The following is a 26,525-nucleotide window of genomic DNA, read 5'->3' on the forward strand; positions in this document are numbered from 1 at the left end:
GCGGCAATGCGCTCGGCAGAGGTGTAGGACTGGCACTCCCCGCGGTCGAACGCCACCAGGGCGTACAGGCCATCCCGCGCGGCTCTACCTTGAGCATCACTTCGCCGCGCTTGTGCAAGACGTCATCGCCGTCCCGCGCGCTGGGTCACTGGCGCGGGACGACAGTCCAGACGAGGCCCCTCAGTCCGCTGCCTCGGCCTGCGGACCCGCGTCCCGGCTGGTCTTGCGGAGGAGCTGCACGGCGGCGACGGCGGCGCCGCCGATCGCGCCAATCACCGCACCCCACACGAACCCCTTCCCGAAGCCATGGCTGGTGTCGACATGCACCTCCAGCGGCACCAGCCCGTGCCCGGTGGCGAGGGTGTACGCGGCAGCGCCCAGGACCAGCAGGAAGCCACCGACCACGGCGGCGACGTGCGGCACCCGGGACCGGACGTCGACCCGGGTGAAGAGCTCCTCGATGTCCACGTCGTGGCGCCGGGCGTACCAGATGGCCGCCCAGTTCGGCAGGGACATCGTCAGGAGGAGCACCACCGCGAGCAGCACCTGCCCGAGGATGGCGGAGACCAGGGCGACCACGAGGGAGAGATAGATGCCGACGGTGATCCCGTAGGCTCTCGCCTCCATCGACACCGCCCGCTCGCGCTCGTCGCCGTAGGCGGGGCTGTCCAGGTCCATGATCCGGCTGGCGGCCTTCTCCAGCCTGCTGTCCTTGCGGGTCATCGTCTCGCCTCTCGTCCGTCCTCGATGAACAGGTCCTCGACCGTCGCGCCGAGCGCGCGGGCGATCCGCAGCGCCAGGTACACCGAGGGGGCGTAGCTGCCCTGCTCGACGGCGATGATCGTCTGCCGGCTCACCCTCACCTGGGCGGCGAGCTCGGCCTGGGTGAGACGGCGCTCCGTGCGGCGCACTCGCACGGGGTTGGTCGCACCTGTCGCGTCGCTCGACTGCCGGGGAACCATGCGCCGATGTTAGCCATCCTTGACATCTAGGGTCAAGAGTTCTTGACACGAGCCGGAGACCGGGCGCCGCTCCAACGGCTTGGCGGCGGCTGTCAGCTCGCCTCGACCAGAGCGGCGACGTCGTCGTGCACGGTTACCTCGACCTCCCGGACGCCGTCGCGGACCGGCCGTCCCTCCAGCGGATCCGCCAGCCGGACCGTCGTCAGCATGGGGACCTCGACCGCCGGGCAGGCGTAGCCACCCCAGCGCGTGGCGTGCCGGAGCACGGTGCGGCCGGTCAGGACGACGGCGTCGTCGGACTCGTCGACGGTGACGCCGTCCGGGTCCCCGCATCCCGGAGTGCCACCGACGTACTGGACCACCAGCTCTCGCTCCCCCGCGCGGGCCACGGCCTTGACCGGGGCCTCCTCGAGCCGGTCGAACCCGACGAGGAGCGCGTAGAGGCCGACGACGACACCGAACAGCACCAGCGCGCCGACCAGCGTCAGCGCCATCGCCCGCACGCGGTCCCGGGCCTCGGCCGGCAGCTCGCCCATACGCCATCCTCACCAGATCGGCGGCGTCACGCCAGCATCGCTGGCGGCTCGCCGGCCAGATCGTCCCGCCCGGGTCTCGCGTCTCGTCACGGCCGAGTGTCGCGTCCGGACATCGTGCCCTTGAGCCCCCGGGCCGTCCGGCGCTTCGGCGGAGCTGGCCCTGTGCCGCTGGGCGGACCGAGGTAGGCGGCACCGTCCTGCTCTTCGGCCTCGGGGCGCAGGACGTGCAGCAGGAGGTGCTGCTCCCCTCGCGGGCCATCTCGAGGCCGATCCGTTGCCGGCGTTCACCGAGATCAGACGATCAGAAGGGAGGCTGGTCGTCCTGGGTACTGCGCCGGGGGTCGTCGTTGGGGTTGAGGGGCTGGTAGGTGGTGGCGCCGTCGGGGTGGCGGCGGTAGGTCAGGCCGGTCAGGCGGGAGGTCCAGTCGTAGGTGCCGGGGCCGTGGGGCTGGACGATGAAGTCGCCGCAGGTCTTGAGCTGGTGGTCGACCTTGCACTTGGCCGACAGGGTGTCGAAGGAGGTGGTGCCGCCGGCGGCCCAGGGCAGGTCGTGGTCGAGCTCGCAGCGGGTGGCGGGGGTGGCGCAGCCGCCGCGTACGCAGGTGCCGTCGCGGGTGCGGACGAGGTCGGCGAGGTCGGCGGGGGGCCGGTAGCGGGTGCGGCCGAGGTCCAGGACGGTGCCGGAGAGGGGGTCGGTGACCAGGCGGCGCCAGGTCCCGCCGGCGGCCAGGGCGCGGGCGGTGCCGGCGTCGACGGGTCCGTAGCCGTGCAGCAGGCCGGGCTCGTGCCCGCCGAGCAGGGTGGTCAGCGGGACGGTGACGTCGACCCGCACCGGCGTCACCGGCATCGCCGGCAACGGCGCCACCGGCCGCTCACCCTCGGCAATCCCCGGCGGCGGTACCGGCTCTGCCGGCGGGGCAGGGGTGTCGGGCGGTCCGCTGCCGGACGGACCGGCGTCACCCCCGCCAGGGCCTGGTTCTGCTCCGGTCGGTCCGGAGAGGTCAGGGCTGGTCTCACCGGCGCTGGCGCCCGCCACGGCGTGCCCCCCGGTCGTGGTGGGCGGGTCGCTCGTGGTCCGGTCAGGCGTGCCGGGGCCGGGCGCAGGCCCGCCGGCGCCCTCGGCGCTGCCGCTGCTGGGGGTGGTGGTGGCGATCTGGCCGGTGATCAAGGCGTTGACGCCGACGGCGGTGAGGGTGTCTGCGCGGAGCTGGTCCATCGTCCGGCTGTCCCCGGCGGCCTTGGCCGCCCGGGCCGCGCCGTCCAGGGCCAGGTCCACCGCGATCGCGTCCCCCGCCGGGAGCACCGCGTAGATCGAGGCCATCCCGTCGGCCATCGCCTTGGGGTGGCACACCCGCCGACCCGCCCTCGCCACCTTCGCCCGCCGCTCCGCATCGACCGGGTCCACGGTGATCAGCGCCCGGGCCAGGTCCCCCTTGAGCTGGGTCGGGGTCCGCCCCAGCGCCCCCGGCAGCACGATGTCTTCCACGTCGTGCGCGACCGGGTGCGGGCTGTCGGCCAGGGTGGTGGCGATCAGCTCGGCCTTGGCCGGGTCCAGCGCCCCGCCCTCCAGGGCCAGCCCGGTCCCGGTCAGCATCCCGTTCAGCAGCACCCCGGTGCGCACCAGCCTCGTCGCCGCCTGCCGGGTGATCCCCAGCCGCATCCCGACCTCGGTGGCCACCGGCACGTACCCGCCGGCCCAGTGCCCGCCCGGCGCCATCCCGGGGGACTCCCGGGAGGCCAGCGCGGCCAGCTCGGCCAGGGCCTCCCCCCGGCGGGCGTAGGCCCAGGACAGCACCCGCGACCAGTTCCAGGCCATCTCCACCAGGTCCGCGGCTCCCTGCCCGGCCGGGTCCACCCCCTCCAGCACACCGGCCAGGTCCAACCCCGCCAGACCCTGTGCCCGGGCCAGTCGGGCGGCGTCGGTGTCCGTGCCGGTCAGGGTGCCGGTGTCGGTCTCCGCGCCGGCGTCTCCGGTGGTGGCGGCGACGCCGGTTCCGGCCGTCGTACCGGAGACGTCGGCGTCCGTGCTGGCAGCAGCGCCGACGACGTCGGTTCCGGCTTCCTCCTCCTCCAGGTCCGCCTTGTCCGCCGGCAGCGCGGCACGATCGGCGCCCGCCGGTGCGTGCCCCGGCACCTTCTGGTCCGAGAGGGCCACCAGGTCCACCCCGGCCGGTGCCCGTCGCTCCCGGGCGGCCTGGTGCAGCAGCATCAGCAGCACCGACTCCACCCGGCTCGGCCGCTCGAGCGCGCGCCGGTCCGGCCCGGTGCCCGGACCGGGCCCAGCGCCGTCGGCACTCCCGCCGGCACCGGCCTCGCGCTCCTCCTCGAACATGTGTATGACGGTACCCGCACCCACCGACATCGACCCGAGCCTCACCCACAGCGGTGGGCAGAAGGAGTTTGTCACCCGGGGGTTGACACACGATCGGGACGGGCGGGAGGGTTCCGGCCATGGCAGTGCAACCCGGGGTTGACACCCGGGAGTGGGAGGCGATCCTCGCGCACCGTCCGGCCGACCAGCGCCGGACGGTCCGCGACCGCTTCCTCGACAGCGGCGTCCCGGTCGGCCTGGTCCAGGAGGTCCTGGCCGACGGCGGCGACGCCCTCTACGCCGCGGCAGCGACCGGCCGGGCAGACTGGGCCACGGCGTTCGGTGGTCCGCTGGCCGCCGCCCTGCTGGCCGCCGAGGTCAGCGCCCTGGCCGCGCACCTGAACTCCCGTGCCTCGGCGGTGCGGGCGGCGGCGACCAACGCCCTCCTCGAGGACCTCAGCGCGGTCGCTGTCGCCGCCCACCTGGGGGTCTCCCGCCAGAAGGTCTACGACCTCACCCGGGGCAGCCTGAGCGGCCCCTACATCGACGTAGTGCCCTGGAGGCAACCATGAACCCGCAGATCCCCGAGATCGTCGACCTGCCCGACCCGGCGGTCCGACCCCTCGTCCACCCGCTCGACGTGCCCCCGGCGCGTCGCCTCTTCCGGGCCGCCACCGTGGTCGGCGCGCTGACCGGGCCGTACGCCGGCCTCGGCCTGGCCGCCCTGGTGTGGTTCGCATCCGCGAGCTGGCTGCCGCCGCTGGTCGCCGGCGCAGCGCTGGTCGGCCTCGGCGCGCTGGCCCGGCGGTACCTGACCGCGCAGGCGTGGGGCTTCATCCCGCGCCGGCGGCAGGACCGCGGCCGGCCCCTGCCGTTGACCTGGCAGCTGGGCCAGGCGCTCGCCGTCGCCGTGGTGTAGTGCGCGGTGGTGGTCCTGCTGGCCGCCCGCCTCGCCCGGCCCGACGTCCCGGCCGAGGTGGCCGAGGTGACCTTCGGCATGGGCGTTGCCGCCGGGCTGCTCATCGCGGCCGACCTGCTGCGCCGGCTCGTCCGTGACCGGGTGGGCCAGGCCGCCGTCGTCGCCGGGGTCGGGATCCTCGCCGTGCTCGCGGCGACGGCGGCCGCCAACGCCGTGCTGTTCGGGTCCGCCACCGCCGCGCCCACGGTCCCGGCGCTGTGGGGGGCGGCCGCGATGCTCGCCGCCGGCGCGGCGGTGGCCGTGTGGCGCCGCCGGACCGTGCCGCGCTGACGGCGCTGGTCGGTCGCCCCGGGTCAGCCCAGTGACGGTGACGACGAGAAGCCGCCGGACCGCGCCGCGCTGACGGCGGCCGGCGACCGGCGGGATCAGGCCCGGCGCAGCAGCCAGGCCACCTCCCGGGCCAGCAGCTCCCGGCGGGTCGGGCTGTCGTAGGAGCGCACGTCGTGGCCGAGCCCGTCGTAGAGGACCCGCCCCAGGCCGGGCCGGTCCGCGCCGGCGGGCGACGCTGCCCACACGACCGGGTGCGACACGCCGTCGTGCTCCGTGGTCAGCAGCACCTCGCTGGTGGGGGCGACGACCAGCCGGCAGTACCGCTCGTCATACGTCTCCACCGGCGGCAGGCCGCGGGTCACCGGGTGGTCGCGGCCGGTGGGCCGGAAGATGGCCGGGCCGATCGGCGGGTGCATCGAGGTCCCGGGCACCCAGCGGCCACCGAGGAGCTCGGGCCAGCCCGGGTGGTCGGCGAAGGTGTTCGCCGCGGCGTGGATGCCCAGCAGCGCCGTGCCGCCGGCGACGAGCGCGGCGAGCTGGTCGTGGAAGGGAACCCAGGCGTCGTCGTCGCCGTCGAAGCCGGGGTCGGTGCGGCCTCGGCCGGCGAGGACCACCACCAGGTCCCAGGGGTGGTCCTCGCCGGGGGGCGTCTCGGCGGTCCGCTCGGTGGGCCGGTCCCCCACGCCGACCCGCTCGGTGGGCCGGTCCCCCACGCCGACCCGCTCGGTGGGCCGGTCCCCCACGCCGACCCGCTCGCCGTCGGCGGCCCCCTCGGTGGGCTGGTCCGCACGGCTCGCGGCGGGCTGGTCCTCCCCGCCGGGCCGTGCCCCGGCGAGGGCGTCGGGGAAGAGGCTGCGGAGCTCCGGCTGCACGCCCTGGCCGGCGAGCACGGCGGCGACGCGCTGGGCGGTGGCGGCGTAGTCGTGCCAGGGGTCCTCGTACCGGCCCCGGCCGAGAAGGAGCAGGGCGCGGCGGGTCATCCGGCCACCGCCGGCTCGGCGCCGGCCGGGAGCACCGGGCGCAGCGCGGCCCGGGAGTTGGCCCAGACGACGTAGAGCAGCGGGGCCGCGGCCAGGCCGATGCCGATGGCCGGGCGGGTCAGGACCACGGCGGCGAGCAGGCCCAGCACCACCAGGGAGACCAGGGTGAGGTGCCCGCGCCGCACCGTCAGGTACACCGCCGCCCGGAGCAGGTCCGGCAGCCGGGCGGCGGGCGCCTCGGCCAGGGCGACGAGCGTGAGCACGCCGGTGGCCAGTGCGAGCAGCCCGAGGACCAGGAACAGCGGGACGAGCACCGGGCCGGCCGCCGTCGGCCCCACCATCATCGCGTCGGTCCACAGCACGCCGAGGGCGACGGCGACGACGGCGCCGACCGCCACCGCGCGCGGCAGCGTGCGGACCCAGGCTCGGGCGAAGGTGCGCACCGCCGTGGTGGTGCCCTCCTCCGTCAGCTCCCGGAAGACGGCGGCCGCCGCGCACAGGGCCGGGGCCACGCAGACCCCCAGCGCCAGGAACAGCGGCCAGGACGCCGCCGGCTCGGTGACCACCGCCAGCGGCAGGAGGAGCGGCGCGCAGGCCACCGCCAGCAGCACGTTCGTCACCAGGGCGGCGTACACCGCCGAGAAGACCAGGGACCAGCCCTCGAAGGAGACCCGGGACATGTCAGCCCTTCAAACCGCTCGTGGCGATGCCCTGGATGAAGTACCGCTGGCCGAGCAGGAAGATCACCAGGATGGGCAGCACCGAGATCACCGAGCCGGTCATGATCATGGCGTGCTCGGCGTCGTACTAAGGAGAACGTAAGTAAGTCGACTCCGGTCCGTTATGCGGTGATGTAGCGGAGATCTGGATCGGCGAAGAACCCGCGTACCAGGTGCGGTAGTTTCTGGAGGCGGTGGAGCGCGGCGATGACGTTGCTCTTGAACTCCTCGGCGGTGCGTGGGGCGGTGCGCCCGACGCGGTCGTGCTTGACGTTCTTCCAGACCCACTCGTCGGGGTTGAGCTGTGGTGAGTAGGCGGGCAGGATGAACACCTTCAGCCGGCCGTCGGTGGAGGCGATGAACTCCTTGACCTTCTTGGCCTTGTGGGTGGAGTGACCGTCGACGACCAGGTACACCCCGCCGCCGCCGTCGCGGCCGGTGTCGGCGAGCAGCTTCTTGCAGAAGCTGATGAACTGGTCGGCGGTGAAGGAGCCGGTGTAGGTGGCGAACCGCAGCTTTCCGGCGGGGGTGAGCGCGGAGATCATGTTCAGGGAGTGCCGGGCCCCGGTGGCCTTGACCACCGGGGTGCGCCCGACCGGGGCCCAGGTGGTCCCGGCGTGGTAGTCCGAGCGGATGCCGGCCTCGTCCGCGAAGTACACCGTCGCGCCCTCGGCCTTGGCCGCCGCCCGGATCGCGGGGAACTCCTCCGCCTTCCACCGCTCCACCGCCTCGGGGTCGGCCTGCCAGGCCCGCCACAGCGGGCGCTGGGGCGACAGGCCGAGCTTCCTGAGCAACCGGCCCACGGACACCTCCGACAGGTGCACCCCGAACTCGCGCCGGATCACCTCACGCACCATCGCCCGGGTCCACAGCTCGAAGTCGAACTGGAGCTGGCGCGGGTTGGTCCCGACGATCAGTGTGTAAAGCCGGCGCAGCTGGCTTCCGTCCAGCTTTGGTGGCCGACCCGGGACCGGTTTGGCCTTCAACGCATCCCGGCCACCCTCACGCGCTCTGGCCAACCACCCGTACACCGTTTTCGCGTGCATCCCCAGCATCTTCGCGACATCTTCCGGGTGGGCCCCGGCCTCTACCGCGTCCACCGCGCGGAACCGCATCTGCTCCAAGGTGGCGTGGTCCAGCTTCCGGCCGTCGTTGTCGCGCATAGAACCATTATGGCAGAAAAGGCCGCCGGAGTCGACCTACTTACGACCGCCTTAGTACTGGCCGACGAAGGAGCGCAGCCCGAGCTGCACCGTCCAGAGCTTGTTGTCGGTGAGGTAGATGAACGGCCCCATGTAGTCGTTCCACGTGTTGACGAAGGTCAGCAGGCTCAGGCTCGCGATGGCGGGCACCGAGAGCGGGAGCATGATGCGCCGGTAGATCGCCCACTCGCTGAGCCCGTCGATCCGCGCGGCCTCGACGATCTCGTCCGGGACCGACTGGTAGTACTGGCGCATGAGGAACACCCCGAAGGCGCTGAACGCCTGCAGCAGGATGAGCGCCAGGTGGGTGTTCGTCAGGCCCGCCTTCCGCATCATGATGTATTGCGGGATCATGTAGGCCTGCCACGGCACGGCGATGGTGGCGATGTAGGCCAGGAACAGGGCGTCCCGGCCCGGGAACCGGACCTTGGTGAACCCGTAGGCCGCGAAGCTTCCTGTCAGCACCTGCAGGAACGTGATCGTCACGGCCAGGAACGCGGAGTTGCGCAGGTAGGTCAGCAGCGGGATCCGGGACCAGATCTCCGTGTAGTTCGACAGCTTCAGCTCTTCCGGGATCCACTTGATCGGCACCGTGAAGACCTGGTTGTTGTTCTTCAGCGAGGAGGAGATCATCCAGGCGAAGGGGATCATGACCGCCAGCGCGACGACGACCAGGAGCAGGTAGCCGACGATCCTGCCGAGGCCGCCGGCCCGGCGGGACGGCCCGCGCGGCGGGCCGGCCTTCTGGAGCTGGGCGGGGGCGGTGCCCGGAGGGGCTCCGGTGAGCGTGGCCATCATGCCTCCAGCTTCTGGTTGCGGCGGTACTGCAGGATGCTCACGCCCAGGACCAGGACGAACAGCACGAGCGAGATCGCCGAGGAGTAGCCGAACCGGCCGTTGACGATGCCCTCCCGGTAGATCAGCTGGGAGAGCACGAGGGTGCTCCGGCCGGGTCCGCCGTCGGTCATGACGACGATGAGGTCGAACACCTTGAAGCTGCCGATGGTGAGCATCATCAGCACGAAGAACGTCGTCGGCCGCAGGGACGGCAGGGTGACGTTGCGGAACCGCTGCCAGGCGTTCGCGCCGTCCATCTTCGCGGCCTCGTAGAGCTCGGGCGGGACCGTCTGCAGCCCGGCGAGGAAGAGGATCATGTAGTAGCCCATGTCCCGCCACACGCTGGTGATGATGACGGCGGGCATCGCCCACTGCGGGCTCGAGGTCCAGCCGGGCGGGTTGTCGATGCCGAGGCCGGTGAGGAGCTGGTTGACCGGGCCCTGGGAGGGGTTGAACAGCATGTTCCACACGACCGCCACGGCGACGATCGAGGTGATGTAGGGGAAGAACGCGGCGGTGCGGAAGAAGTTCACGCCGCGCAGCTTGCGGTTGAGCAGCAGGGCCAGGCCGAGGGAGACGGCGAGCGTGATCGGGATGTGCCCGGCGGCGTAGTACAGCGTGTTCAGCAGCGCGGTCCGGAAGTTGTTGTCGGTGAGGAGCCGCTCGAAGTTGTCCAGCCCGAGGAACTCCGGGGTGCTGTAGGAGTCCCACTCGGTGAACGCGATGCCGAACGTCGCCACGACCGGGACGAGGGTGAGCAGCGCGAACCCGAGAAAGTTCGGCAGCAGGAAGGACCAGCCGATGAGGGTGTTGCGGCGCACCTGGCGCTTGTTGGAGTAGGTACCGGCGGGTTTCTTGGAGCGCGTACCGGCGGGTGTGGCGGTAGCGGTGGCCATCTTTTCCTCCTCGGCGGAGCCGGCGCGAGGCAGCGGTGCGGGGACGGGTAGCGGTGCACGGGAAGTGTGCACCGGGAGCGGGGCACGGGAAGTGTGCACCGGGAGCGGTGGCGGCAGGCGGCGCGCCGTTGGTGGAGCGGGCGGAGCGGCACCCCGGGCGGGCCCCGGGTCGGCCGACGGGGACGAGAGGCCGAGGGCCGGGGCGGCGGGTCGGGGCGCCGACGGCGCCCCGACCCACGGGTCACCTGGAGAGGACCTCGTCCTGGACCCGCCGGTTCATCTCGGCGATGCCCTCCTCCAGCGGCACCGAGCCGGTCATGATCAGCTCGTGCTCCTCCATGAGGATCTGGTCGATGTCGGAGGTGTGCTCGCTGACCGGCATCTCGAGCGCGACCTCGCCGGGCTCGAACGCGGCCTTGGAGGTCTCGTCCTGGGGCATGCCGTCCAGGGCGAAGAACGCCTCGGTGATCTCCTCAGACTGCAGCGCGGGCGTGGCTCCGACGGACGCCACCGCCTTCGCGCCCTCGGGCCCGGCCGCCCACTCGACGAAGTCGGCGGCGGCGTCGGCGCTGCGGGCGTTCTTGTTGACCGCGAACGCCGTCGGCGAGCCGAACGTCACGTCCTCCCCGGCGCTCGCCTGCGGCAGCTTGGCGATGCCCCAGTCGACGTCGGACTCCCCCGCGGCCTTGCTCTGCAGCAGCGCCCCGATGAACCAGGACCCCATCGGGAGCATGGCCGCCTGCTCGGTGGTGAACATCGTGCGGTAGGTGACCTGCTGGGAGTTCGCGGTGGCGAAGTCCAGCGTCGCGCCGGCGTCCTGCACGTCGAGCGCCCACTCGTAGTACGGCTCGAAGAACTCGTACTCCCCGCTCAGCTGGTCCCCGCCGGTCTGCGCGGCCGCGGTGGCGTGCACCAGCGAGCGCCAGATCTGGTGGTAGGTGCCGTAGACCTTCTCCCCCTCTGCGGGCGTGATCCCCGCGGCCGCGGCCTCCTCGGTGATCTGCTTCGCCAGGTCGGCGTACTCCTCCCAGGTGAGCTCGGCCGGCACCTCGAGCCCGAGCTCCTCGAAGAGGCCCTTGTTGTAGTACAGGGCCCAGAAGTCCTGCCGGTACGGCAGCGCGAAGTACTTCCCGTCCTGGTCGAAGGCGTCCAGGCCCTCGAGGCCCTCGGGGGCCGACTCGGCCAGCTCGGTGATGTCCTGGAGCTGGCCCCGGCTGGCGTACCGGGCGTAGTCGACGACGTTCTTCATCGTCAGCACGTCGGTCGTGTCCCCGCCGGCGAGCATCGCGGTGACCTTCTCGGGGTAGTCGTCCGCGAGGATGTCGACCGGCTGGATGTCGATGTCCGGGTTCGCCTCCTCGTAGGCGTCGAACTCCGCGTTGAACTCCGGCGTGCCCTCGATGTTCCAGACGGAGACGGTCAGCGCCGTCCGGCCGTCGGCCGCCGTCGCGCTCTCCCCCTCTCCGCCGCTGCACCCGGCGATGAGCAGGGCACCCGTCGCGGTGACGGCGAGCCCCTTGATCGTCCTGCGCCTCATTGCGTCTCCTCTCGGCCGGTGGGGCCGACGGCGGCCCCACCTGTCTCGGTCGGCCCGGTGGGCCGGGGTCGGGGCAGCCGCACATGGGTGCGGGTGCCGTCGTCCCACGTCACGGTGACGTGGTCCTGGTCGTGGTCCCGGTCGACGCGCGCCGCCGGGGGGTTGTCGGTCACCGGGCCGGGGGCGCCGAGCGCCACGGCGACGGCGGTCCATCCGGTCGCCACCGGCCCGGTGAGGATCGGCACCCGGGCGTGCCGGCCCAGCGGGGAGGCGTCCTCGGCGTCGACGACGGCGGCCGTCCAGCTCCCGTGCAGGCCCACCAGCCGGGAGCGCAGCCGCGGCGTGCGGACGTCCGCGCCGGCGGGGGGCACCGTCGTCCCGGGCGGGGCGCCGTCGGCGGCCGTCGTCCCGGTCCGCGCGGCGGCCAGCGTCCCGGCCGGCGTGTCCGCGGCAGCCGTCGTCGTCCCGGCCGGCGCGTCGTCGTCGGCCAGCGGCCACCCGCCGACCTGCACCGAGCGCGCCGCCCCGGCGGCGTCCTCGACCCGGACGAGCCGGACCTCCCACGCGCCGCGGACCACCGAGACCACGGTGAGCGTCCCGGCCGGCTCGGCGGTCCCGGGCAGGCCCGAGCCGTGCCGGGCGCCGTCGGCGCGCACGTCCAGCCAGTGCGCGGCGGCCCGGGACGCGGCGACGGCGGCCGCGCCGTCAGCGGTGAGGCCGACCTCGAGAGTCTCGAACCCGGTGCGGTGCGAGCGCCGGCCGCCGTCGTCCGCCAGCACCACCGACTGGTCCACCGGGTGGGTCCAGGCGGCCTCGTCCAGGAGCGGGGCGGCGGCGGTGGAGTAGCCGAGCCGGGCGTACAGCGGGGAGTCCCCGGTGGCCGCCCCGGCCGTGGCGTGGTCGGTGCCGTGGTTGACCACCCGGACCACGCCGTCGGCCGTGGTGCCCGCGACGAGCCATCCGGGGGCGGCGACGGCGGCCAGCACGTCGGCCCGCTCCACCGGGAGCGGCTCCTCGGTGGCGGTCCACACCGGGTGGTCGGCGGGCAGCGCCAGGCCGAGGAAGCCCTTGCTGGCCCAGTACGGCGAGCCGGGCCCGGAGTAGCTCTGGGCGAGCCGGCGCCACTCCTGGTGCCAGCCCAGGGTCAGCAGCCCGCGGCGGTCCGGGGCCCCGTGCCGGGCGAAGTGGTCCACCATCCCGGAGGCGGCGCGGCGCAGCAGCCCGGGCGGCAGGGAGGGGACCTCGGCGAGGGCGCCGACCCAGAACGGGGCCGCGGCCGCGAACCGGTAGATGAGCGAGCGGCCCTGCACGAGCGGGGAGCCGTCCGCCCCGACGAGCGCGACCGCGTCGCGCAAGAACCGGTCCAGCCGGGCGCGGTCGGTCTCCGCGCGCGGGGCGGCGAGGTCCGCGGCTCCGGCCATCCGCGCCCACAGCGTGGGGTAGACGTGCAGGGCCCAGCCGGCGTAGTGGTCGAAGGCGCGCTCGGCGCCGTCGGCCAGCCAGCCGCCGGGGCGGGCGAAGCTGTCGTGGGTGGCGAGGTCGGCCTGCATCTCGGCGAGCGAGTGCGGCCCGCCGACCGAGCGCAGGAAGGTCTGGACCACCAGGCGGAACCAGACCCAGTTGGTCTGCGGGTAGGTCTCGTCCCCGACGGCGGGCGCGAGGTAGTCCACCACCCGCTCCTGGACCGCGGGGTCGAGCCGGTCCCACAGCCACGGCCGGGTCAGGTCCAGGACCAGGGCGATCGAGGCGGCCTCGACCTTGGCCTGGCCGTGCTCGTCCAGCCGCACCCAGCGGTGCGCGGAGGTGGGGTCGGTGCCGGCCGCGATGCCCGCGGCGTACCACTCGGCGAGCCCGTCGGGGTCCTGCCCCCGCTCGCCGGCGAGGCGGAACCCGGCGAGCAGGAACGTGCGGGCGAAGCCCTCCAGCCCGTCGACGGCGGTGCCGTACCCGCCGGGAGCGCCGGGCAGGGTGATCAGGGAGTGCGCCGGGGAGGCGTACGGGCGCACGGCGGCCAGCAGGGCGTCGGCGTGGGCGGCCCAGCGGTCGCGGTCCCAGCCGGTGATCGGCGAGACGGCGCGGGCGGCATCGAGGGTGGGCTCGGCGTCGTCGGCGGTGGCGGGCCGGGCGGCGTCGGCGCGGGCGGCGGCGGCGCCGACGGCGGGGGCCGGGTGGGTGGTCATGCGCTCACCGCCGACGAGCCCGCCGTGACCGGCGTGGCCAGGGCCTCCCCGCCGAGGAGGCGGGCCAGCTCGTCGATCGCGTGGTTGCTCAGCCGGCGCGTCTCGGCGCCGAGGGAGCCGGCCACGTGCGGGGTGACCATGACGTTCGGCATCTCCAGGAGCGGGGAGCCCGGGGGCAGGGGCTCGGGGTCGGTCACGTCGAGGATGGCGTCCAGGCGGCCGGCGGCGCAGGCCGCGGCGAGGGCGTCGTGGTCGACGAGCGCCCCGCGGGCGGTGTTGATGAGGGTTGCCCCGGCGGGCAGGAGCGCGAGCTCGCGGGCGCCGATTATCCGGTACGTCGAGGGCAGGGCGGGGGCGTGCAGGGTGAGGATCTCCGCGGCCCGGAGCAGGTCGTCGAGCTCGACGAGCGTCCCGCCGGCGGCGGCGACGTCGGCGGGGTCCGCGTAGGGGTCGCTGACCAGGACCCGGCCGGTCCGCAGCACCCGGAGCAGGTCGACCACCCGCCGGCCGCTGCGGGAGAAGCCGACGACGCCGATGGTGCGCCCGACGTTGGACAGGTCGCGGCGGCGGTGGACGTCGGCCCAGCCGTTGCGCTCGGTGCGGGCGCGGGCGGCCAGGAACGGCGCCTTCTTCCCGGCCATGATGATCGCCGCGAGGGTGAACTCGGCCACCGGCACCGCGTTCTCCTCGGCGGCGGAGCTGACCAGGACGCCGCGCTGGTGGACGGCGTCGGTGACGATGCCGCGGACGCTCCCGGCGGCGTGCAGCACGGCGCGGAGGCGGGGGGCGGCGTCGAGCCGATCGGCGGTGAGGGTCGGGGCGCCCCAGGAGGTGAGCAGCACCTCGGCCTCCGCCAGGCGGGCCCGGGCGCCGGGGCTGTCCAGCTCGGCGACGGCGACCGGGTCGCCGAGGTCCGCGAGGGTCCCCAGGCGGTCCAGCTCGGCGGCGCCGAACTGCAGCGAGAAGGTCGCCGGGTCCATGGCCAGGAGCACATGGGGGCGAGGATGAGCTGTCACGGGTGGCCCTTCACCGTCGAAGTTCGTTGGCGGCCGTCGGCGGCCGGGTGGTCGAAGTGCGATCAGGTCCGATCGGTACTGCGTCGGTCGGAACCATAACCCGGTGATGCCTGCCACTGTCAAGCGCTTTCCCGATCGGTTACGATCAGACATGATCAGGGGCGGACTGGTTGGCAGTTGCCCGGACCCGGGACGTCAGTACCGCCCGTCCCGCCAGCGAACCAGACCCGCGGAGCAGCCGGACCGAAGACTGCCCCAGGCCCACCGCTACCCGCCCCGCCCGAACGACCGGCCCACCACTCGCCCCACGCCGAAGAGGAGCAGCGCATGCACCGACGCACGGCCGAGGCGGGTGCCCGCCGTCCCGCTGCGCGGGGCCCGCTGCTCAGCGCCTGGGGGCCGCGAGCCAGCGCCGCGGCGCTGCGCACCTCCCTCCTCCCGCCGGGCGCGGCCCTGCCGGTCCCGGCCGCCACCGACCGCGCCTGCTGGGACGTGGCCGCCACGGGCACCGGCCGGGCCGGTCCCCGCCGCTCCGTCACGGGCCCAGCCACGACCCGCCCGGCCGCCCGGGCCGACGCGCCCACCGCCCGGGCCGACCCGCCCACCGCCCGGGCCGTCCTCGCCCGGGCCGACCACGACGTCGGCCGGCCCTGGCCGCAGCCGACCGCCAGCCGCTACGCCCGCTACCATCGCGACGGCGACCGGGACGGCTACGAGCAGCTCGTCTTCGCCCGCCAGCACCGGCTCAGCCGCGCCGTCGTCGCGGCCGCCGTGGACCCGAGCCCGGCGCGGCTGGACGAGGTGGCCGACGGCGTCTGGGCCCTGTGCGAGCAGAGCTCGTGGTGCTGGCCCGCCCACGACGACACCCGGGCCGTGCACGGCGCCGTGCTGCCCACCGTCACCGACCCCTACCTCGACCTGGGCGCCGGGGAGGTCGTCGGCCAGCTCGCCTGGACCGACCACCTGCTCGGCGCCTTCCTGGACGAGCGCTATCCGGGGCTGCGGGACCGGGTCCGGCACGAGGCCCGGGTGCGCGTCCTGGACCCCTTCGTCCGGCGCCGGGACTGGCACTGGCTCGGGCTCGACGGGGACGTGCACAACTGGAACCCGTGGATCCACGGCAACCTCCTCCTCGCCGCGCTGGCCCTGGAGCCGGACCGGGCCGCCCGGGCCGACGTCGTCGCGCTCGTGATCGAGGGCCTGGACCGCTACGTCGCGTCCCTGCCCGCCGACGGGGCGGTCGACGAGGGCTACGCCTACTGGTGGAACGGGGCGTGCCGGACCCTGGAGGCGGCCGAGCTGCTGCAGCACGCCACCGGCGGGGCACTGGACGCCACCGGGGTGCCGGCGCTGCGCGCGACCGTCGCGTTCCCGCACCGCATGCACCTGGGCGCCGGGGCGGCCGGGGACTGGTACCTCAACCTGGGCGACGGGCCGGCCCGGCCCGGCCGGGCCCAGCCGTGGGACGTGCTGCACCGCTGGGCCCGGGACGTGGGCGACGACGACGCCCGCCGGCACGCCGCGTCCTACCGCACGCCCGGGGCCCCGGTGGGCCGGGAGGACGCCGGGCTCGGCCGGCTGGTGCGGGCGATGACCGACCGGGCCTGGGCGGCCGCCACACCCGCCCCGGCGCCGCTGGTGCGGGACGTGTGGCTGCCCTCCACCCAGGTGCTCCTCGCCCGCCGGGCCCGCGGCGACGCCTCGGTGACCCTGGCCGTCAAGGGCGGCCACAACGGCGAGCACCACAACCACAACGACGTCGGCTCGGTGGTCGTCGCGGTCGACGGCGTGCCCGTCCTGGTCGACCCCGGCCGGCCGACCTACACGGCACGGACGTTCGGCCCGGACCGGTACGACCTGTGGCCGATGCAGAGCGACTGGCACAACGTCCCCCGGCTGCCCGGCACCGGGCAGGCCGCCGGGGCCCGGTTCGCCGCCCGCGACGTCACCGCCACGGTCGACGACGGCGCCGCCGGGCTCCGGCTCGACCTGGCCGGCGCGTACCCGGGGTACGAGGACGGCCGGTGGGTCCGCACCGCGACGCTGGACCGCGCGACCGGAGCCGTCGAGGTCCGCGACGAGTGGACGCTGCCGGCGCGGCCGGGGCCGGGCGCCGACGACGGCCGAACGGTGCCCGACCACGGCGAGGTGGCGCCCGACCACGGCGGGGCGGCGCCCGACCACGGCGGGGCGGCGCCCGACCACGGCGGGGCGGCGCTCGATGACGGCGGGCCGGCGCCCGACGCCGGCCAGCCGGTGCTCGACGACGGCGTGGCGGTGCGGTGGGTGCTCGCCGGGACGGTGATCCCCGCCGACGCGGGCCCCGGGACGCCGCCCCGGCTCGAGGTCCGTCCCCTGGACGGGGCCCGCGCTACCATCCTGACCTGGGAGGACGACCGCGTGGTCCCGACCCTGGAGACGAGAGCGCTGGAGGACCCGATGCTCTCGGCGGTGTGGGGCCCGACCCTGACCCGCCTGACGCTGCGCCCGACGACGGACGCCGGGCGAGCCGGGTCCCTCGTCCTGCGCGTGGAGGTGCGCCGATGATCACTGCCGAGCAGCGCCGGCAGCTGCCCGCGTCCCGCCGCGCCCTCCTCCTCGAGGCGCTGCACCGCGACGGCGCGGTCGCCGTCGCCGACCTCGTCGACGAGCTCGGCGTCAGCGCCGTGACCGTCCGCCGCGACATCGCCCAGCTGGTCCGGGAAGGGCGCGTCCGCCGCGTGCACGGCGGTGCCACGCTGCCCTGGGACGGTCCGCGGCTCCGCGCCGGTCAGCCCCGCGCCGACGGCGACCGTGCCAGCGACGGCAGCGGCCCCAGCAACGGCCACGCCACCGTCGCAAGCCCCGCCAGCACCGACGGCCACGCTCCCGCCCCCGACCGGGCCGCCGTCGGCCGCCCGGGCGGGACCGACCCGGACGGGACCCCGGCCACCGGCCACCTCGCCATGCTCGTGCCGTCGCTGGACTACTACTGGCCCAGCGTGGCCCGCGGCGCGGAGGAGGAGGCACGCCGCCACGGCCTGCGGGTCCTCCTGCGCGGGTCCTCCTACGACAGCCCGGACGAACGGCCCCTGCTCGCCCGGCTCGCCGAGACCGACGGCGTCCGCGGCCTGCTCCTCGCGCCCAACATGGCCGGCCCGCACGCACCGGACCTGGTCGAGTGGGTCGCCCGGTGCGGGCTGCCGGTGGTCCTGGTCGAGCGCGCCGCCACGCACGGGCCCCACCACCAGGCCCTGGAGTCGGCGGTCTCCGACCACGCGCTGGGCGCGGAGATGGCCGTGCGCCACCTCGCCGACCTGGGGCACCGCCGGATCGGCCTGGTCACCAGCCACCAGAGCCCGACCGCCCGGCACGTGCGGACCGGGTGGGACCGGGCCCGCGCTGACCTCGACCTGGCCGCCGAGGAGACCGTGGAGGTGCGGCTGCCGGAGCGCCGCTCGGCCGGCTTCGAGGCGGCGGTGGCGGAGGTCCTGGCCGGGTGCCGCGCGACGTCCACCACCGCGCTGCTCGTCCACTCCGACCCCGAGGCGATGGCGGTCGTGCAGCACGCCGCGGACCGCGGGTGGTCGGTGCCCGGGGACCTGTCGGTCGTGGCCTACGACGACGAGGTGGCCGGCCTGGCGAGCCCGGCGCTCACCGCGGTGCGCCCGCCCCGGCGGGCCGTGGGCCGGGCGGCGGTCCAGCTGCTCGCCGCCCGGCTGGCCGAGCCGGACCGGCCGGTGCACCGCGTCCTGGTCAGCCCCGAGCTGGTCCTGCGCGAGTCGAGCGGGCCGCCGTCGTCCGGCGGCGACGCCGCGGCCACCGGGCGGTACCGGTGAGCGGTCCGCCCGACGGCGTCCGGGCACGCCGCCGCGCCGCGCCGGCCGCCGGCGCGGTCACCCTCGCCGACGTCGCCCGCGCGGCCGGGGTGTCCGTGGCCACCGCGTCCCGGGCGATCAACGGCAGCGTCAACCGGGCGGTGGGCGCCGAGCTGCGCGCGCGCGTGCTGGCCACGGCCGACCGGCTGGGCTACTCCCCCAACGCCCACGCCCAGGCGATGGCCCGGGGGCGCACGGCGGCGCTCGGGCTGGTCGTGCACGACATCGCCGACCCGTACTTCTCCGCCATCGCCGCCGGGGTCACCGAGGCGGCGGACGAGGCCGGACTGCTGGTCACCCTGGCCAACACCAATCACGACGCCGACCGCGAGCTCGAGCTCGTCCGCACCCTGCAGAACCAGCGCGTCCGCGCGATGGTCCTGGTCGGCTCCCGCTCGGACGACGGCGCGGCGACCCTGCGGCTGCGGCGCGCCCTGGACGCCTACCAGGCCCGCGGCGGCACGGTGGCCCTGGTGAGCCAGCCGGTCCTCGGTGCCAGCACCGTCCGGATCGACAACGCCGGCGGCAGCGCCGAGCTGGCCCGCGCCCTGCACGGGCGCGGCTACCGCCGGTTCGCGGTCCTGACCGGGCCGCCGGAGAACCTCACCGCCCGGGACCGGGCCGCCGGCTTCGCCGCCGGCCTGGCCGAGCTGGGCGTGACCGTCCCGGCCGCCGCGCAGGTCCCCGGACCGCTGACCCGGGACGGCGGCCACGCCGCCATGGGCGAGCTGCTCGGCAGGCGCACCGGCGCCGAGGTCGTCTTCGCCGTCACCGACGTGATGGCGCTGGGCGCGATGACGGCCGCCCGGGAGGCGGGCGTGGCGGTGCCGACCGAGACCGCCTTCGCCGGGTTCGACGACATCCCCACCCTGCAGGACGTCACCCCGGCGCTGACCACCGTGCGGATCCCGATGCCGGAGATCGGCCGGCAGGTCACCCGGCTGGCGCTGGCGGACCCGGCCGAGGGGCCGCACGAGGTGGTGGTGGCCGGGGAGGTCGTGCTGCGGGCCTCCACGCCCGGTCCGGCCTGACGGCGCGGCCGGCTGACGGCTCGCAGCCGGTTGACGGCTCGCGGCCGGCTGACGGCTGCCGACCGGCCCGACGGCGTTACCCCGCGGGGCGGGCCTGGACCTGACCGCTGGTCAGGTTCCACCGGTCGACAACCGGCACTCAGTAACCAGCAGTCAGTCGGCGCCCTCCTGGGCGCCCAGCAGGTCCCGCACGCGGTTCGCCACGTGGGTGAACGTCGGGTCCTGCATCGTCTCGGCGTAGTCCCGCTCGCGGGGCAGCGGCACGTCCTCGATCTCGAGGATCCGTCCGGGCCGGGGGCTCATCACGACGACACGGTTCGCGAGGTAGACCGCCTCGGCGACCGAGTGCGTGACCAGCAGGACGGTAGTGCCGGTCCGCCGCCAGATCGCGTGGAGCTCGCGGTTCATCCGCTCGCGGGTGAGGGCGTCCAGGGCACCGAACGGCTCGTCCATGAGCAGGATGGCGGGCTCGTGGAGCAGGGCCCGGCACAGGGCGACCCGCTGCTGCATGCCGCCGGAGAGCTCGTGCGGCAGGGCCGACTCGAACCCGGACAGCCCGGTCATCTCGATCAGCTCCGCGCACCGCTGCCGCGCCGCGGCCCGGGGCAGCCCGCGCATCTCGGCCTGGAGCATGATGTTCGCCCGCACGCTCCGCCACTCCAGCAGCGCGGGGCGCTGGAAGACGTAGCCGATGTCGTGCCGGGGCCCGGTGACGGGCTCCCCGTAGATCTCCACCAAGCCGGCCGAGTGCGGGATCAGCCCGGAGACCACCTTCAGCAGGGTGGATTTGCCGCACCCGGAGGGCCCGACGATGGTGACGAACTCTCCCGTCGCGACGTCCAGGTCGACGCCCTCGAGGGCCGTGACCCGGCGTCGCTGGGACGAGAAGGTGACTGCGGCGCCCCGGATGGCGACGGCCTTGTCGCCGCGGGCCGCCGGGCCGGTGTCCGGGCGGGTGGTCGTTGTGGTCATCGCGCTGGCCCCTCTCCGGTCAGCCCGCCGGGCTGAACGAGTCGTCGTAGTAGGTCTCCAGGTCCCCGCCGGGCTCGATGAGCCCCGCCTCGGCCAGCACGGCGAGGGTGTCGGCCCAGTCCTCGGGGTCGTTGACGCCCGGGGCGGCGTCCGCGGTGCGCTCCGTGGTCAGGAGGTCGATGGTCTGGGTCCACTGGTCCAGGAGCACGTCCTGCTCGGGCATCTGCGGGTCCTTGCCCTCCATCGCGGCCACCGCGTCCTCGGGGTTCTCCCGCGCGGCCTCGTGCGCCTCGGAGGTGGCGGCGACCATGCGCTCGACCAGGTCCGGGTCGTCCTCGATGGTCGAGGTGCTCACGACCAGGCCGTTGCTGAAGAAGCTCAGGCCCACGTCGGAGTACCGCAGGTAGGTCATCTCCTTGCCGCTCTTGGCCGCGATGGTCGGGCCCTGGTCGTGGGCGAAGCCGATGAGGCCGTCGACCTGGCCGGAGAGCAGAGCGGAGATCTTCCCGGCCGGGTCCAGGTTCTGCTGGTTGACGTCCCCCTCGGCGAGCCCGGCCGCCTCGAGGTACATCGGGAAGGTCGTCGTCGGCGCGTCGCCCGCCGAGACGGCGATCGTCTTGCCCTTGAGGTCGGCCGGCTCCTCGATGCCGGCGTCGGCGAAGACCTGCACGGCCGACGGCGTGGTCTGGAGGAAGACGCCGACGCTCTTCACCTCCACGCCGTTGTCGATGTTGCCGAGGACAGCGGGGGTGTCCGCCCAGCCGAAGTCGACCTCGCCGGCCCCGGCCGCCTGGGCGGTCTTCGTCGAGCCCTGGCCGGCCTCGATCTCGAGGTTGATCCCGTGCTCCTCGAAGATGCCCTCCTCGACGCCGTAGTAGAACGGTGCGTGCTCGCCGTAGGGGTACCAGTTGAGCATCAGGGTCACGTCGGTCGCGTCACCGGACGTACCGGATCCGCCCGCGGCGTCGGCGTCGGCATCGGTGCCGCCGCCGCACGCGGCGAGCGCCAGAATTGTCAGGGCGAGCGCGGCGCTGCCCGTGGTCTTGCGGATGGGACGAGTCATGGTTCGGGCTCCAGGGGTCGTGGGAGGGCTGCTTGTCTGTGGGCGCGGGCGCACGGCTGTGCGTCCGCGCGTCGGCTCACGCCGGTACGTCTGCGCGAGGAGTCACGCCGGTGCCGGCGGGAGGACTCATGCCTGGCCGATGACGGCGGCACCGGCCGCGCCGCGCCGGGAGGCGTGCCAGGGGATCAGGAGGTGCTCGGCGAGCTGGATCACGGCGAAGAGCAGGATGCCCAGGACCGACATGATGACCAGGGCGGCGAAGAGCATCGCCGTGTCCATGGTGCCGTTGGCCTGGAGGATCACGTACCCCAGGCCCTCGTTCCCGCCGACGAACTCGCCGACCACGGCACCGGTGACGGCCAGGGTCGCGGCGACCTTGAGCCCGGAGAGCAGCTGCGGGAGGGAGGCCGGGAACTGGATCTTCCGGAACGTGTTGAACCGGCTCGCGCCCATCGTCTTGGCCAGGTCGAGGGTCTCCGGGTCCACCGACCGCAACCCGGCGAGCCCGGACACGACGATGGGGAAGAACGCCATGAGCACGGCGATCGTCACCTTGGGGGCGACACCGAAGCCCAGCCACACCACGAACAGCGGCGCGACGGCGATCTTGGGGATCACCTGGGCGACCAGGATGATCGGGTACGCGGTCAGCTCGAGGTTCTTGGAGTAGACCATGAGGATGGCGACGAGCTCCCCGACGACGAAGGCGATGAGGAAGCCGAGGACCGTCTCGTAGGTGGTCACCCAGGTGTGGTCCATCAGGTACGCCCAGTGCTCCGCGCCGGTGCTCCAGGTATCCCCCGGGGAGGGCAGCACGTACGGCTTCACCCAGCCCTGGGCGGTGACGAGCCACCACAGCGCGAGCGCAAGGACGAGGAAGGTGAGGGAGCGCCAGCTCCCCGCCCAGATCTGCCGGGCCCTGGCCCGCCCCGTCCGGGGCGACGCCGGTCGGTCCGGTCCCGGCGGGGGTGCCGCGGGGGAGGCTTCGACTGGTTGCAGCTGGGTCACAACGATCTCCGCGTCATCGAGGAAGTGGGATACCGCTTTCCCACTCGACGCTATGACACTCGCCACAGTGAGTCAAGAGGCCAGGGCCATCCGGCCGGGAGTCCGGCGTAGGACGCCCGGCGCGTCGGCGTCAGGTCCGCCGCTCCCCCGGCATGACGCCTCCGCTGCCCTGCTCTCCGCCGGAACCAGCCTTCTCCGTCTACGTCGAGACCCAGCGAGGCGACGGCGAGCGAGCGAACCGAGCTCGACGGCTGGCCCCCGCGGGCCGCTCCGGCGACCGGCCCTGACCGGCGCCACCCGCCGCGTGGGGTTGACGGCAGGCCTGTCCTCGCCCTAGCGTGGAAAGCGCATTCCCGACCACGCCCGCCTCACTCGACGGAGAGAACCCATGACCGCCACCCTGCGCATCGCCATGAACGGCGTCACCGGCCGGATGGGCTACCGCCAGCACCTGGTCCGCTCCATCCTGGCCATCCGGGACGCCGGCGGCGTCGAGCTCACGGACGGCAGCCGCGTCCAGGTCGAGCCGGTCCTGGTCGGCCGCAACGCCGACAAGCTCGCCGAGCTCGCCGCGCGGCACGACGTCGCCGAGTGGAGCACCGACCTCGAGGCCACCCTCGCCGACCCCACCGTCGACATCTACTTCGACGCCCAGGTCACGTCCCGCCGGGCGGCCGCGCTGACCGCGGCGATGCGCGCCGGCAAGCACGTCTTCACCGAGAAGCCGACCGCCGAGACCCTGCCCGAGGCGGTCGAGCTCGCCCGCCTCGCCCAGCAGACCGGGGTGACCGCCGGCGTCGTGCACGACAAGCTCTACCTGCCCGGCCTGGTCAAGCTCCGCCGCCTGGTCGAGGAGGGCTTCTTCGGCCGGATCCTGTCCCTGCGCGGGGAGTTCGGCTACTGGGTCTTCGAGGGCGACAGCCAGCCGGCCCAGCGCCCGTCGTGGAACTACCGCGCCGAGGACGGCGGCGGGATCACCACCGACATGTTCTGCCACTGGAACTACGTCCTGGAGGGCATCCTCGGCACCGTGGAGTCGGTGACCGCCAAGGCCGTCACGCACATCCCCACCCGCTGGGACGAGCGCGGCAACCCCTACACCGCCACCGCCGACGACGCGGCGTACGGCATCTTCGAGGTCACCACCCCGGGCGGGGACCCGGTGATCGCGCAGATCAACTCCTCCTGGGCGGTGCGCGTCTTCCGCGACGAGCTCGTCGAGTTCCAGGTCGACGGCACGCACGGCTCCGCCGTCGCCGGGCTGCGCCGGTGCGTGGCCCAGCAGCGCGCGCACACCCCGATGCCGGTGTGGAACCCGGACCTGCCGGTCACCGAGCCGTTCCGCGAGCAGTGGCTGGAGGTCCCGGCGAACGCCGACCTGGACAACGGCTTCAAGCTCCAGTGGGAGGAGTTCCTGCGCGACGTCCTGGCCGGCCGACCGCACCGCTACGGGCTGCTGTCCGCCGCCCGCGGCGTCCAGCTCGCCGAGCTCGGCCTGCGCTCCTCCGCCGAGGGCCGGCGGGTCGAGGTCCCGCCGGTCACCCTGGACGAGGTCCCGCCGGTCTCGGTGGACGACGGCGCCCGGCCGGCTGCCGACGGCGCGGGGCAGGCTGCCGACGGCGGTGGCCCGCCCACCGACGGCGACTCGCGCGTCGTGCCCGCCCAGGTGTCGGCCGCGGCCGCGGGCGACGGCGCCACGGGGGTCGCCCGATGAGCACCCAGCCGCTGACCGCCCCGAGCGTCCTCCTCCCCGGGCCCGACGGCGCCCGGGCGCCCTACCGCCTCGGCGAGCCCGGGCCGTGGACCCGGCCGGCCCGGCCGCTGACCGCGCGGGTGGCCTACGCCGCTGCCCACGTGGTGCCGGCGGTCGGCGCCGACAACACCCCCGGCCGGCCCGCCGAGCTGGACTGGGACGCCACCCTCGCCTTCCGCCACCACCTGTGGTCCTACGGCCTCGGCGTGGCCGAGGCCATGGACACCGCCCAGCGCGGCATGGGCCTGGACTGGCCCGCCGCTGCCGAGCTCATCCGTCGCTCGGCCGCCGAGGCCCGGTCCGTCGGCGCCGCCATCGCCTGCGGGGCCGGCACCGACCAGCTCGACCTGGCCGACCTCGGCGCCGCCGCCGCCGGTGCCCCGGCCCGCGCCGTCGAGAACGGGCCGGGCACGGACATGCGCTCGCGCCGGACCACGACGCCCGCCGCCCTGGCCCGGGTCACCGACGCCTACCGCGAGCAGCTGGCCACCGTCACCGGTGCCGGGGCCAAGCCGATCCTGATGGCCTCCCGGGCCCTGGCCGCCGTCGCCCGCGACGCGGAGGACTACCTGACCGTCTACTCGGCGCTGCTGGCCGAGTCCACCGAGCCGGTGATCCTGCACTGGCTGGGCGAGGCCTTCGACCCGGCCCTGGCCGGGTACTGGGGCGCGCGCGACCCGTACGCCGCGGGCGAGACCGTGCTCGGGCTCATCGCCGCCCACCCCGGCAGGGTCGACGGGATCAAGGTCTCCCTCCTCGACGCCGAGCTGGAGGTGTGGCTGCGCGAGCGGCTGCCCGCCGGGGTGCGGATGTACACCGGGGACGACTACAACTACCCGGACCTCGTCGTCGGCGACGACCGCGGCCACTCCGACGCCCTGCTCGGGGTGTTCGCCGCCATCGCCCCGGCCGCCGCCACCGCGCTGCAGGAGCTCGAGCCCGGCGGCGACCGGGCCCGCGCCCACGAGATCCTCGCCGCCACCCAGGACCTGGGCCGGCACATCTTCGCCGCGCCCACCTACTACTACAAGGCCGGCGTCGCGTTCCTGGCCTGGCTGAACGGGCACCAGCCCGGCTTCCAGATGGTCGGCGGCCTGCACGCCGGCCGGTCGGTGCCGCACCTCGTCGAGCTCTTCCGGCTCGCCGACCGTGCCGGGCTCCTGCTCGCCCCCGACCTCGCCGCGCGACGGATGTCCCGGTTCCTCGCCGTTGCCGGCGTGGCCGAGGAGGGTTGGCGATGAGCAGCCGCCGAACCGGCGCCCCCGCGGGACCGGGCGCCGGCGCCGCGGGCCCAGGTACCAGCACCGCCACAGGCCCGGCTACCACCACCAGCGCCCCTGCGGGGCCGGTCATCACCACCACGGGCCCGGCCAGCGCCACTGGCACACCCGACCTGTCCCGCCTCTCCCTCAACACCGCCACCACCAAGGCCTGGACCCTCGAGCAGGCGGTCGAGGGCGCGGCCCGCGCCGGGCTGCCCGCGCTCGGGCTCTGGCGCGACCGCGTGGCCGAGGCCGGCCTCGAGCGGGCCGCGCGCCTGGTGTCCGAGGCCGGGCTGCGGGTGTCCTCGCTGTGCCGCGGCGGGTTCCTGACCGCTGCCGACGACGCCGGGCGCCGGGCCGCCGTCGCCGACAACCGCGCCGCGATCGTCGAGGCCGCCACGCTGGGCACCAGCGAGCTGGTCATGGTGGTCGGCGGGCTGCCCGCCGCGCCGGGGCCGGGGCTGCCAGCCGACCCGGGCGGCGACAAGGACATCCGGGGCGCGCGCGCCCGGGTCGCGGACCGGATCGGCGAGCTCGTGCCGTTCGCCGCCGAGCACGGCGTCCGGCTCGTGCTCGAGCCGCTGCACCCGATCTTCGCCGCCGACCGCGCGGTGCTGTCCACCCTGGGCCAGTGCCTGGACCTCGCCGAGCCGTTCCCGGCCGAGGCCGTGGGCGTCGTCGTGGACACCTACCACGTGTGGTGGGACCCGGACCTGGCCGCGCAGGTGGCGCGGGCCGGCGCGACGGGACGCCTGGCCGCGTACCAGGTGTGCGACTGGATCCTCCCCCTCGCGGCGGACCCCCTGCTCTCCCGCGGGTACATGGGCGACGGCTACGTGGACTTCCCCACCATCACCCGCTGGGTCGCCGACACCGGCTACCGCGGCGACGTCGAGGTCGAGATCTTCAACCAGGACGTCTGGGACACCCCCGGCGCTGACGTCCTCGCCACCGTCGCCGAGCGGTACGCCGCGCTGGTCCAGCCGTACCTGTAGCCGGCGGGCAGCACGACGCCGCGGACATGCTCCCGACGGCGCTCGGGACCGCCGGACGTAGACCTCACCGCACCCGCCGGCCACTGCGGTCACCGGCGCCTACTGGGCACCGGCCTCCCCCGCGCCCACTGGGAACAGCGCGCGCCCCGCGCTCTCGGT

24 protein-coding genes and 1 pseudogene are annotated in these 26,525 nt (G+C 74.9%); 9 read left to right on the forward strand and 16 right to left on the reverse strand.

Annotated features, from left to right (window positions below; translation table 11 throughout):
* Nucleotides 1-180: 180 nt before the first annotated feature.
* The 4 genes from MF406_RS12075 to MF406_RS12090 form a co-directional block, all read right to left on the reverse strand.
* Complete coding sequence (locus MF406_RS12075; RefSeq protein WP_242893909.1) at nucleotides 181-723, reverse strand: hypothetical protein; 543 nt, start codon at nucleotides 721-723, stop codon at nucleotides 181-183.
* Nucleotides 720-962 carry a helix-turn-helix transcriptional regulator gene (locus MF406_RS12080; protein ID WP_242893911.1) on the reverse strand — a complete coding sequence of 81 codons (243 nt, stop codon included), beginning with the start codon at nucleotides 960-962 and terminating at the stop codon, nucleotides 720-722. The genes MF406_RS12075 and MF406_RS12080 overlap by 4 nt, the downstream gene beginning before the upstream one ends.
* A gap of 92 nt (nucleotides 963-1,054) precedes the next feature.
* On the reverse strand, nucleotides 1,055-1,498 hold the full coding sequence (locus tag MF406_RS12085; protein ID WP_242893913.1) for a hypothetical protein: 444 nt from the start codon (nucleotides 1,496-1,498) through the stop codon (nucleotides 1,055-1,057).
* A 301-nt stretch (nucleotides 1,499-1,799) separates the two neighbouring features.
* A complete protein-coding gene (locus MF406_RS12090) occupies nucleotides 1,800-3,830 on the reverse strand; it encodes an HNH endonuclease signature motif containing protein (protein ID WP_242893916.1) in 2,031 nt (676 codons plus the stop codon).
* A 119-nt stretch (nucleotides 3,831-3,949) separates the two neighbouring features.
* Between MF406_RS12090 and MF406_RS12095 the strand changes: the two genes are divergently transcribed.
* The 3 genes from MF406_RS12095 to MF406_RS12105 are packed head-to-tail and all read left to right on the forward strand — an operon-like array spanning nucleotide 3,950 to nucleotide 5,058.
* Nucleotides 3,950-4,381, forward strand: a complete 432-nt coding sequence (locus tag MF406_RS12095) for a hypothetical protein (RefSeq protein ID WP_242893918.1) — start codon at nucleotides 3,950-3,952, stop codon at nucleotides 4,379-4,381.
* Entirely contained in the window at nucleotides 4,378-4,728 is a 351-nt protein-coding gene (locus MF406_RS12100; protein WP_242893921.1) for a hypothetical protein, read from the forward strand. The genes MF406_RS12095 and MF406_RS12100 overlap by 4 nt, the downstream gene beginning before the upstream one ends.
* Before the next feature lie 6 nt (nucleotides 4,729-4,734).
* Complete coding sequence (locus tag MF406_RS12105; RefSeq protein ID WP_242893924.1) at nucleotides 4,735-5,058, forward strand: hypothetical protein; 324 nt, start codon at nucleotides 4,735-4,737, stop codon at nucleotides 5,056-5,058.
* 95 nt (nucleotides 5,059-5,153) lie between these two features.
* Here MF406_RS12105 and MF406_RS12110 read toward each other — a convergent pair whose 3' ends face one another.
* The 9 genes and pseudogenes from MF406_RS12110 to MF406_RS12150 form a co-directional block, all read right to left on the reverse strand.
* The gene (locus MF406_RS12110; RefSeq protein WP_242893927.1) at nucleotides 5,154-6,038 is read right to left on the reverse strand and encodes a ThuA domain-containing protein; all 885 of its coding nucleotides are present in this window, start codon (nucleotides 6,036-6,038) and stop codon (nucleotides 5,154-5,156) included.
* A complete protein-coding gene (locus tag MF406_RS12115; protein ID WP_242893930.1) occupies nucleotides 6,035-6,718 on the reverse strand; it encodes a ferredoxin-NADPH reductase in 684 nt (227 codons plus the stop codon). The genes MF406_RS12110 and MF406_RS12115 overlap by 4 nt, the downstream gene beginning before the upstream one ends.
* A gap of 1 nt (nucleotide 6,719) precedes the next feature.
* A pseudogene (locus MF406_RS12120) lies at nucleotides 6,720-6,845 on the reverse strand (carbohydrate ABC transporter permease); the annotation flags it as partial.
* Between the two features lie 34 nt (nucleotides 6,846-6,879).
* Nucleotides 6,880-7,920, reverse strand: a complete 1,041-nt coding sequence (locus MF406_RS12125) for an IS630 family transposase (protein ID WP_242892089.1) — start codon at nucleotides 7,918-7,920, stop codon at nucleotides 6,880-6,882.
* Between the two features lie 51 nt (nucleotides 7,921-7,971).
* Entirely contained in the window at nucleotides 7,972-8,757 is a 786-nt protein-coding gene (locus MF406_RS12130; protein WP_242893933.1) for a carbohydrate ABC transporter permease, read from the reverse strand.
* Nucleotides 8,754-9,692: a carbohydrate ABC transporter permease gene (locus MF406_RS12135; protein WP_242893946.1), complete on the reverse strand. Its 939-nt coding sequence runs from the start codon at nucleotides 9,690-9,692 to the stop codon at nucleotides 8,754-8,756. The genes MF406_RS12130 and MF406_RS12135 overlap by 4 nt, the downstream gene beginning before the upstream one ends.
* 241 nt (nucleotides 9,693-9,933) lie before the next feature.
* On the reverse strand, nucleotides 9,934-11,229 hold the full coding sequence (locus MF406_RS12140; RefSeq protein ID WP_242893949.1) for an ABC transporter substrate-binding protein: 1,296 nt from the start codon (nucleotides 11,227-11,229) through the stop codon (nucleotides 9,934-9,936).
* On the reverse strand, nucleotides 11,226-13,409 hold the full coding sequence (locus MF406_RS12145) for a DUF2264 domain-containing protein (RefSeq protein WP_242893952.1): 2,184 nt from the start codon (nucleotides 13,407-13,409) through the stop codon (nucleotides 11,226-11,228). The genes MF406_RS12140 and MF406_RS12145 overlap by 4 nt, the downstream gene beginning before the upstream one ends.
* Entirely contained in the window at nucleotides 13,406-14,389 is a 984-nt protein-coding gene (locus MF406_RS12150) for a hydroxyacid dehydrogenase (protein ID WP_242893955.1), read from the reverse strand. The genes MF406_RS12145 and MF406_RS12150 overlap by 4 nt, the downstream gene beginning before the upstream one ends.
* A gap of 363 nt (nucleotides 14,390-14,752) precedes the next feature.
* On the opposite strand from MF406_RS12150, the gene MF406_RS12155 reads away from it, so the two are divergent.
* Genes MF406_RS12155 through MF406_RS12165 form a run of 3 tightly spaced genes read left to right on the forward strand, consistent with a single transcriptional unit; the run spans nucleotide 14,753 to nucleotide 19,313 of the window.
* Entirely contained in the window at nucleotides 14,753-16,972 is a 2,220-nt protein-coding gene (locus MF406_RS12155) for a heparinase II/III family protein (RefSeq protein ID WP_242893970.1), read from the forward strand.
* The gene (locus tag MF406_RS12160; RefSeq protein WP_242893973.1) at nucleotides 16,969-18,243 is read left to right on the forward strand and encodes a substrate-binding domain-containing protein; all 1,275 of its coding nucleotides are present in this window, start codon (nucleotides 16,969-16,971) and stop codon (nucleotides 18,241-18,243) included. The genes MF406_RS12155 and MF406_RS12160 overlap by 4 nt, the downstream gene beginning before the upstream one ends.
* On the forward strand, nucleotides 18,240-19,313 hold the full coding sequence (locus tag MF406_RS12165) for a LacI family DNA-binding transcriptional regulator (RefSeq protein ID WP_242893976.1): 1,074 nt from the start codon (nucleotides 18,240-18,242) through the stop codon (nucleotides 19,311-19,313). The genes MF406_RS12160 and MF406_RS12165 overlap by 4 nt, the downstream gene beginning before the upstream one ends.
* A 153-nt stretch (nucleotides 19,314-19,466) precedes the next feature.
* Here MF406_RS12165 and MF406_RS12170 read toward each other — a convergent pair whose 3' ends face one another.
* The 3 genes from MF406_RS12170 to MF406_RS12180 all read right to left on the reverse strand — a co-directional run bounded on the left by MF406_RS12170 (nucleotide 19,467) and on the right by MF406_RS12180 (nucleotide 22,356).
* Complete coding sequence (locus tag MF406_RS12170; protein WP_242893978.1) at nucleotides 19,467-20,285, reverse strand: ABC transporter ATP-binding protein; 819 nt, start codon at nucleotides 20,283-20,285, stop codon at nucleotides 19,467-19,469.
* 19 nt (nucleotides 20,286-20,304) lie between these two features.
* A complete protein-coding gene (locus MF406_RS12175) occupies nucleotides 20,305-21,348 on the reverse strand; it encodes an ABC transporter substrate-binding protein (RefSeq protein WP_242893981.1) in 1,044 nt (347 codons plus the stop codon).
* Between the two features lie 126 nt (nucleotides 21,349-21,474).
* The gene (locus tag MF406_RS12180) at nucleotides 21,475-22,356 is read right to left on the reverse strand and encodes an ABC transporter permease (RefSeq protein ID WP_242893984.1); all 882 of its coding nucleotides are present in this window, start codon (nucleotides 22,354-22,356) and stop codon (nucleotides 21,475-21,477) included.
* Between the two features lie 388 nt (nucleotides 22,357-22,744).
* Here MF406_RS12180 and MF406_RS12185 point away from each other — a divergent pair, with 388 nt between their 5' ends.
* Genes MF406_RS12185 through MF406_RS12195 form a run of 3 tightly spaced genes read left to right on the forward strand, consistent with a single transcriptional unit; the run spans nucleotide 22,745 to nucleotide 26,366 of the window.
* A complete protein-coding gene (locus MF406_RS12185; protein ID WP_242893986.1) occupies nucleotides 22,745-24,070 on the forward strand; it encodes a Gfo/Idh/MocA family protein in 1,326 nt (441 codons plus the stop codon).
* Nucleotides 24,067-25,350: a dihydrodipicolinate synthase family protein gene (locus MF406_RS12190; protein ID WP_242893989.1), complete on the forward strand. Its 1,284-nt coding sequence runs from the start codon at nucleotides 24,067-24,069 to the stop codon at nucleotides 25,348-25,350. Before MF406_RS12185 ends, MF406_RS12190 begins: the two co-directional genes overlap by 4 nt.
* Entirely contained in the window at nucleotides 25,347-26,366 is a 1,020-nt protein-coding gene (locus MF406_RS12195) for a sugar phosphate isomerase/epimerase (RefSeq protein WP_242893990.1), read from the forward strand. The genes MF406_RS12190 and MF406_RS12195 overlap by 4 nt, the downstream gene beginning before the upstream one ends.
* Nucleotides 26,367-26,525: the final 159 nt, after the last annotated feature.

Origin of the sequence: Georgenia sp. TF02-10, assembly GCF_022759505.1 — a bacterium.
GTDB lineage: Bacteria > Actinomycetota > Actinomycetes > Actinomycetales > Actinomycetaceae > TF02-10.

Bases quoted from the DNA above. Each gene is read 5' to 3' on its own strand.
- MF406_RS12195 (WP_242893990.1), top strand. From the start codon at position 25,347: ATGAGCAGCCGCCGAACCGGCGCCCCCGCGGGACCGGGCGCCGGCGCC.
- MF406_RS12135 (WP_242893946.1), bottom strand. From the start codon at position 9,692: ATGGCCACCGCTACCGCCACACCCGCCGGTACGCGCTCCAAGAAACCC.
- MF406_RS12130 (WP_242893933.1), bottom strand. From the start codon at position 8,757: ATGATGGCCACGCTCACCGGAGCCCCTCCGGGCACCGCCCCCGCCCAG.
- MF406_RS12080 (WP_242893911.1), bottom strand. From the start codon at position 962: ATGGTTCCCCGGCAGTCGAGCGACGCGACAGGTGCGACCAACCCCGTG.
- MF406_RS12090 (WP_242893916.1), bottom strand. From the start codon at position 3,830: ATGTTCGAGGAGGAGCGCGAGGCCGGTGCCGGCGGGAGTGCCGACGGC.
- MF406_RS12140 (WP_242893949.1), bottom strand. From the start codon at position 11,229: ATGAGGCGCAGGACGATCAAGGGGCTCGCCGTCACCGCGACGGGTGCC.
- MF406_RS12170 (WP_242893978.1), bottom strand. From the start codon at position 20,285: ATGACCACAACGACCACCCGCCCGGACACCGGCCCGGCGGCCCGCGGC.
- MF406_RS12150 (WP_242893955.1), bottom strand. From the start codon at position 14,389: ATGGACCCGGCGACCTTCTCGCTGCAGTTCGGCGCCGCCGAGCTGGAC.
- MF406_RS12110 (WP_242893927.1), bottom strand. From the start codon at position 6,038: ATGACCCGCCGCGCCCTGCTCCTTCTCGGCCGGGGCCGGTACGAGGAC.
- MF406_RS12125 (WP_242892089.1), bottom strand. From the start codon at position 7,920: ATGCGCGACAACGACGGCCGGAAGCTGGACCACGCCACCTTGGAGCAG.
- MF406_RS12160 (WP_242893973.1), top strand. From the start codon at position 16,969: ATGATCACTGCCGAGCAGCGCCGGCAGCTGCCCGCGTCCCGCCGCGCC.
- MF406_RS12115 (WP_242893930.1), bottom strand. From the start codon at position 6,718: ATGTCCCGGGTCTCCTTCGAGGGCTGGTCCCTGGTCTTCTCGGCGGTG.
- MF406_RS12085 (WP_242893913.1), bottom strand. From the start codon at position 1,498: ATGGGCGAGCTGCCGGCCGAGGCCCGGGACCGCGTGCGGGCGATGGCG.
- MF406_RS12185 (WP_242893986.1), top strand. From the start codon at position 22,745: ATGACCGCCACCCTGCGCATCGCCATGAACGGCGTCACCGGCCGGATG.
- MF406_RS12145 (WP_242893952.1), bottom strand. From the start codon at position 13,409: ATGACCACCCACCCGGCCCCCGCCGTCGGCGCCGCCGCCGCCCGCGCC.
- MF406_RS12075 (WP_242893909.1), bottom strand. From the start codon at position 723: ATGACCCGCAAGGACAGCAGGCTGGAGAAGGCCGCCAGCCGGATCATG.
- MF406_RS12175 (WP_242893981.1), bottom strand. From the start codon at position 21,348: ATGACTCGTCCCATCCGCAAGACCACGGGCAGCGCCGCGCTCGCCCTG.
- MF406_RS12155 (WP_242893970.1), top strand. From the start codon at position 14,753: ATGCACCGACGCACGGCCGAGGCGGGTGCCCGCCGTCCCGCTGCGCGG.
- MF406_RS12190 (WP_242893989.1), top strand. From the start codon at position 24,067: ATGAGCACCCAGCCGCTGACCGCCCCGAGCGTCCTCCTCCCCGGGCCC.
- MF406_RS12095 (WP_242893918.1), top strand. From the start codon at position 3,950: ATGGCAGTGCAACCCGGGGTTGACACCCGGGAGTGGGAGGCGATCCTC.
- MF406_RS12100 (WP_242893921.1), top strand. From the start codon at position 4,378: ATGAACCCGCAGATCCCCGAGATCGTCGACCTGCCCGACCCGGCGGTC.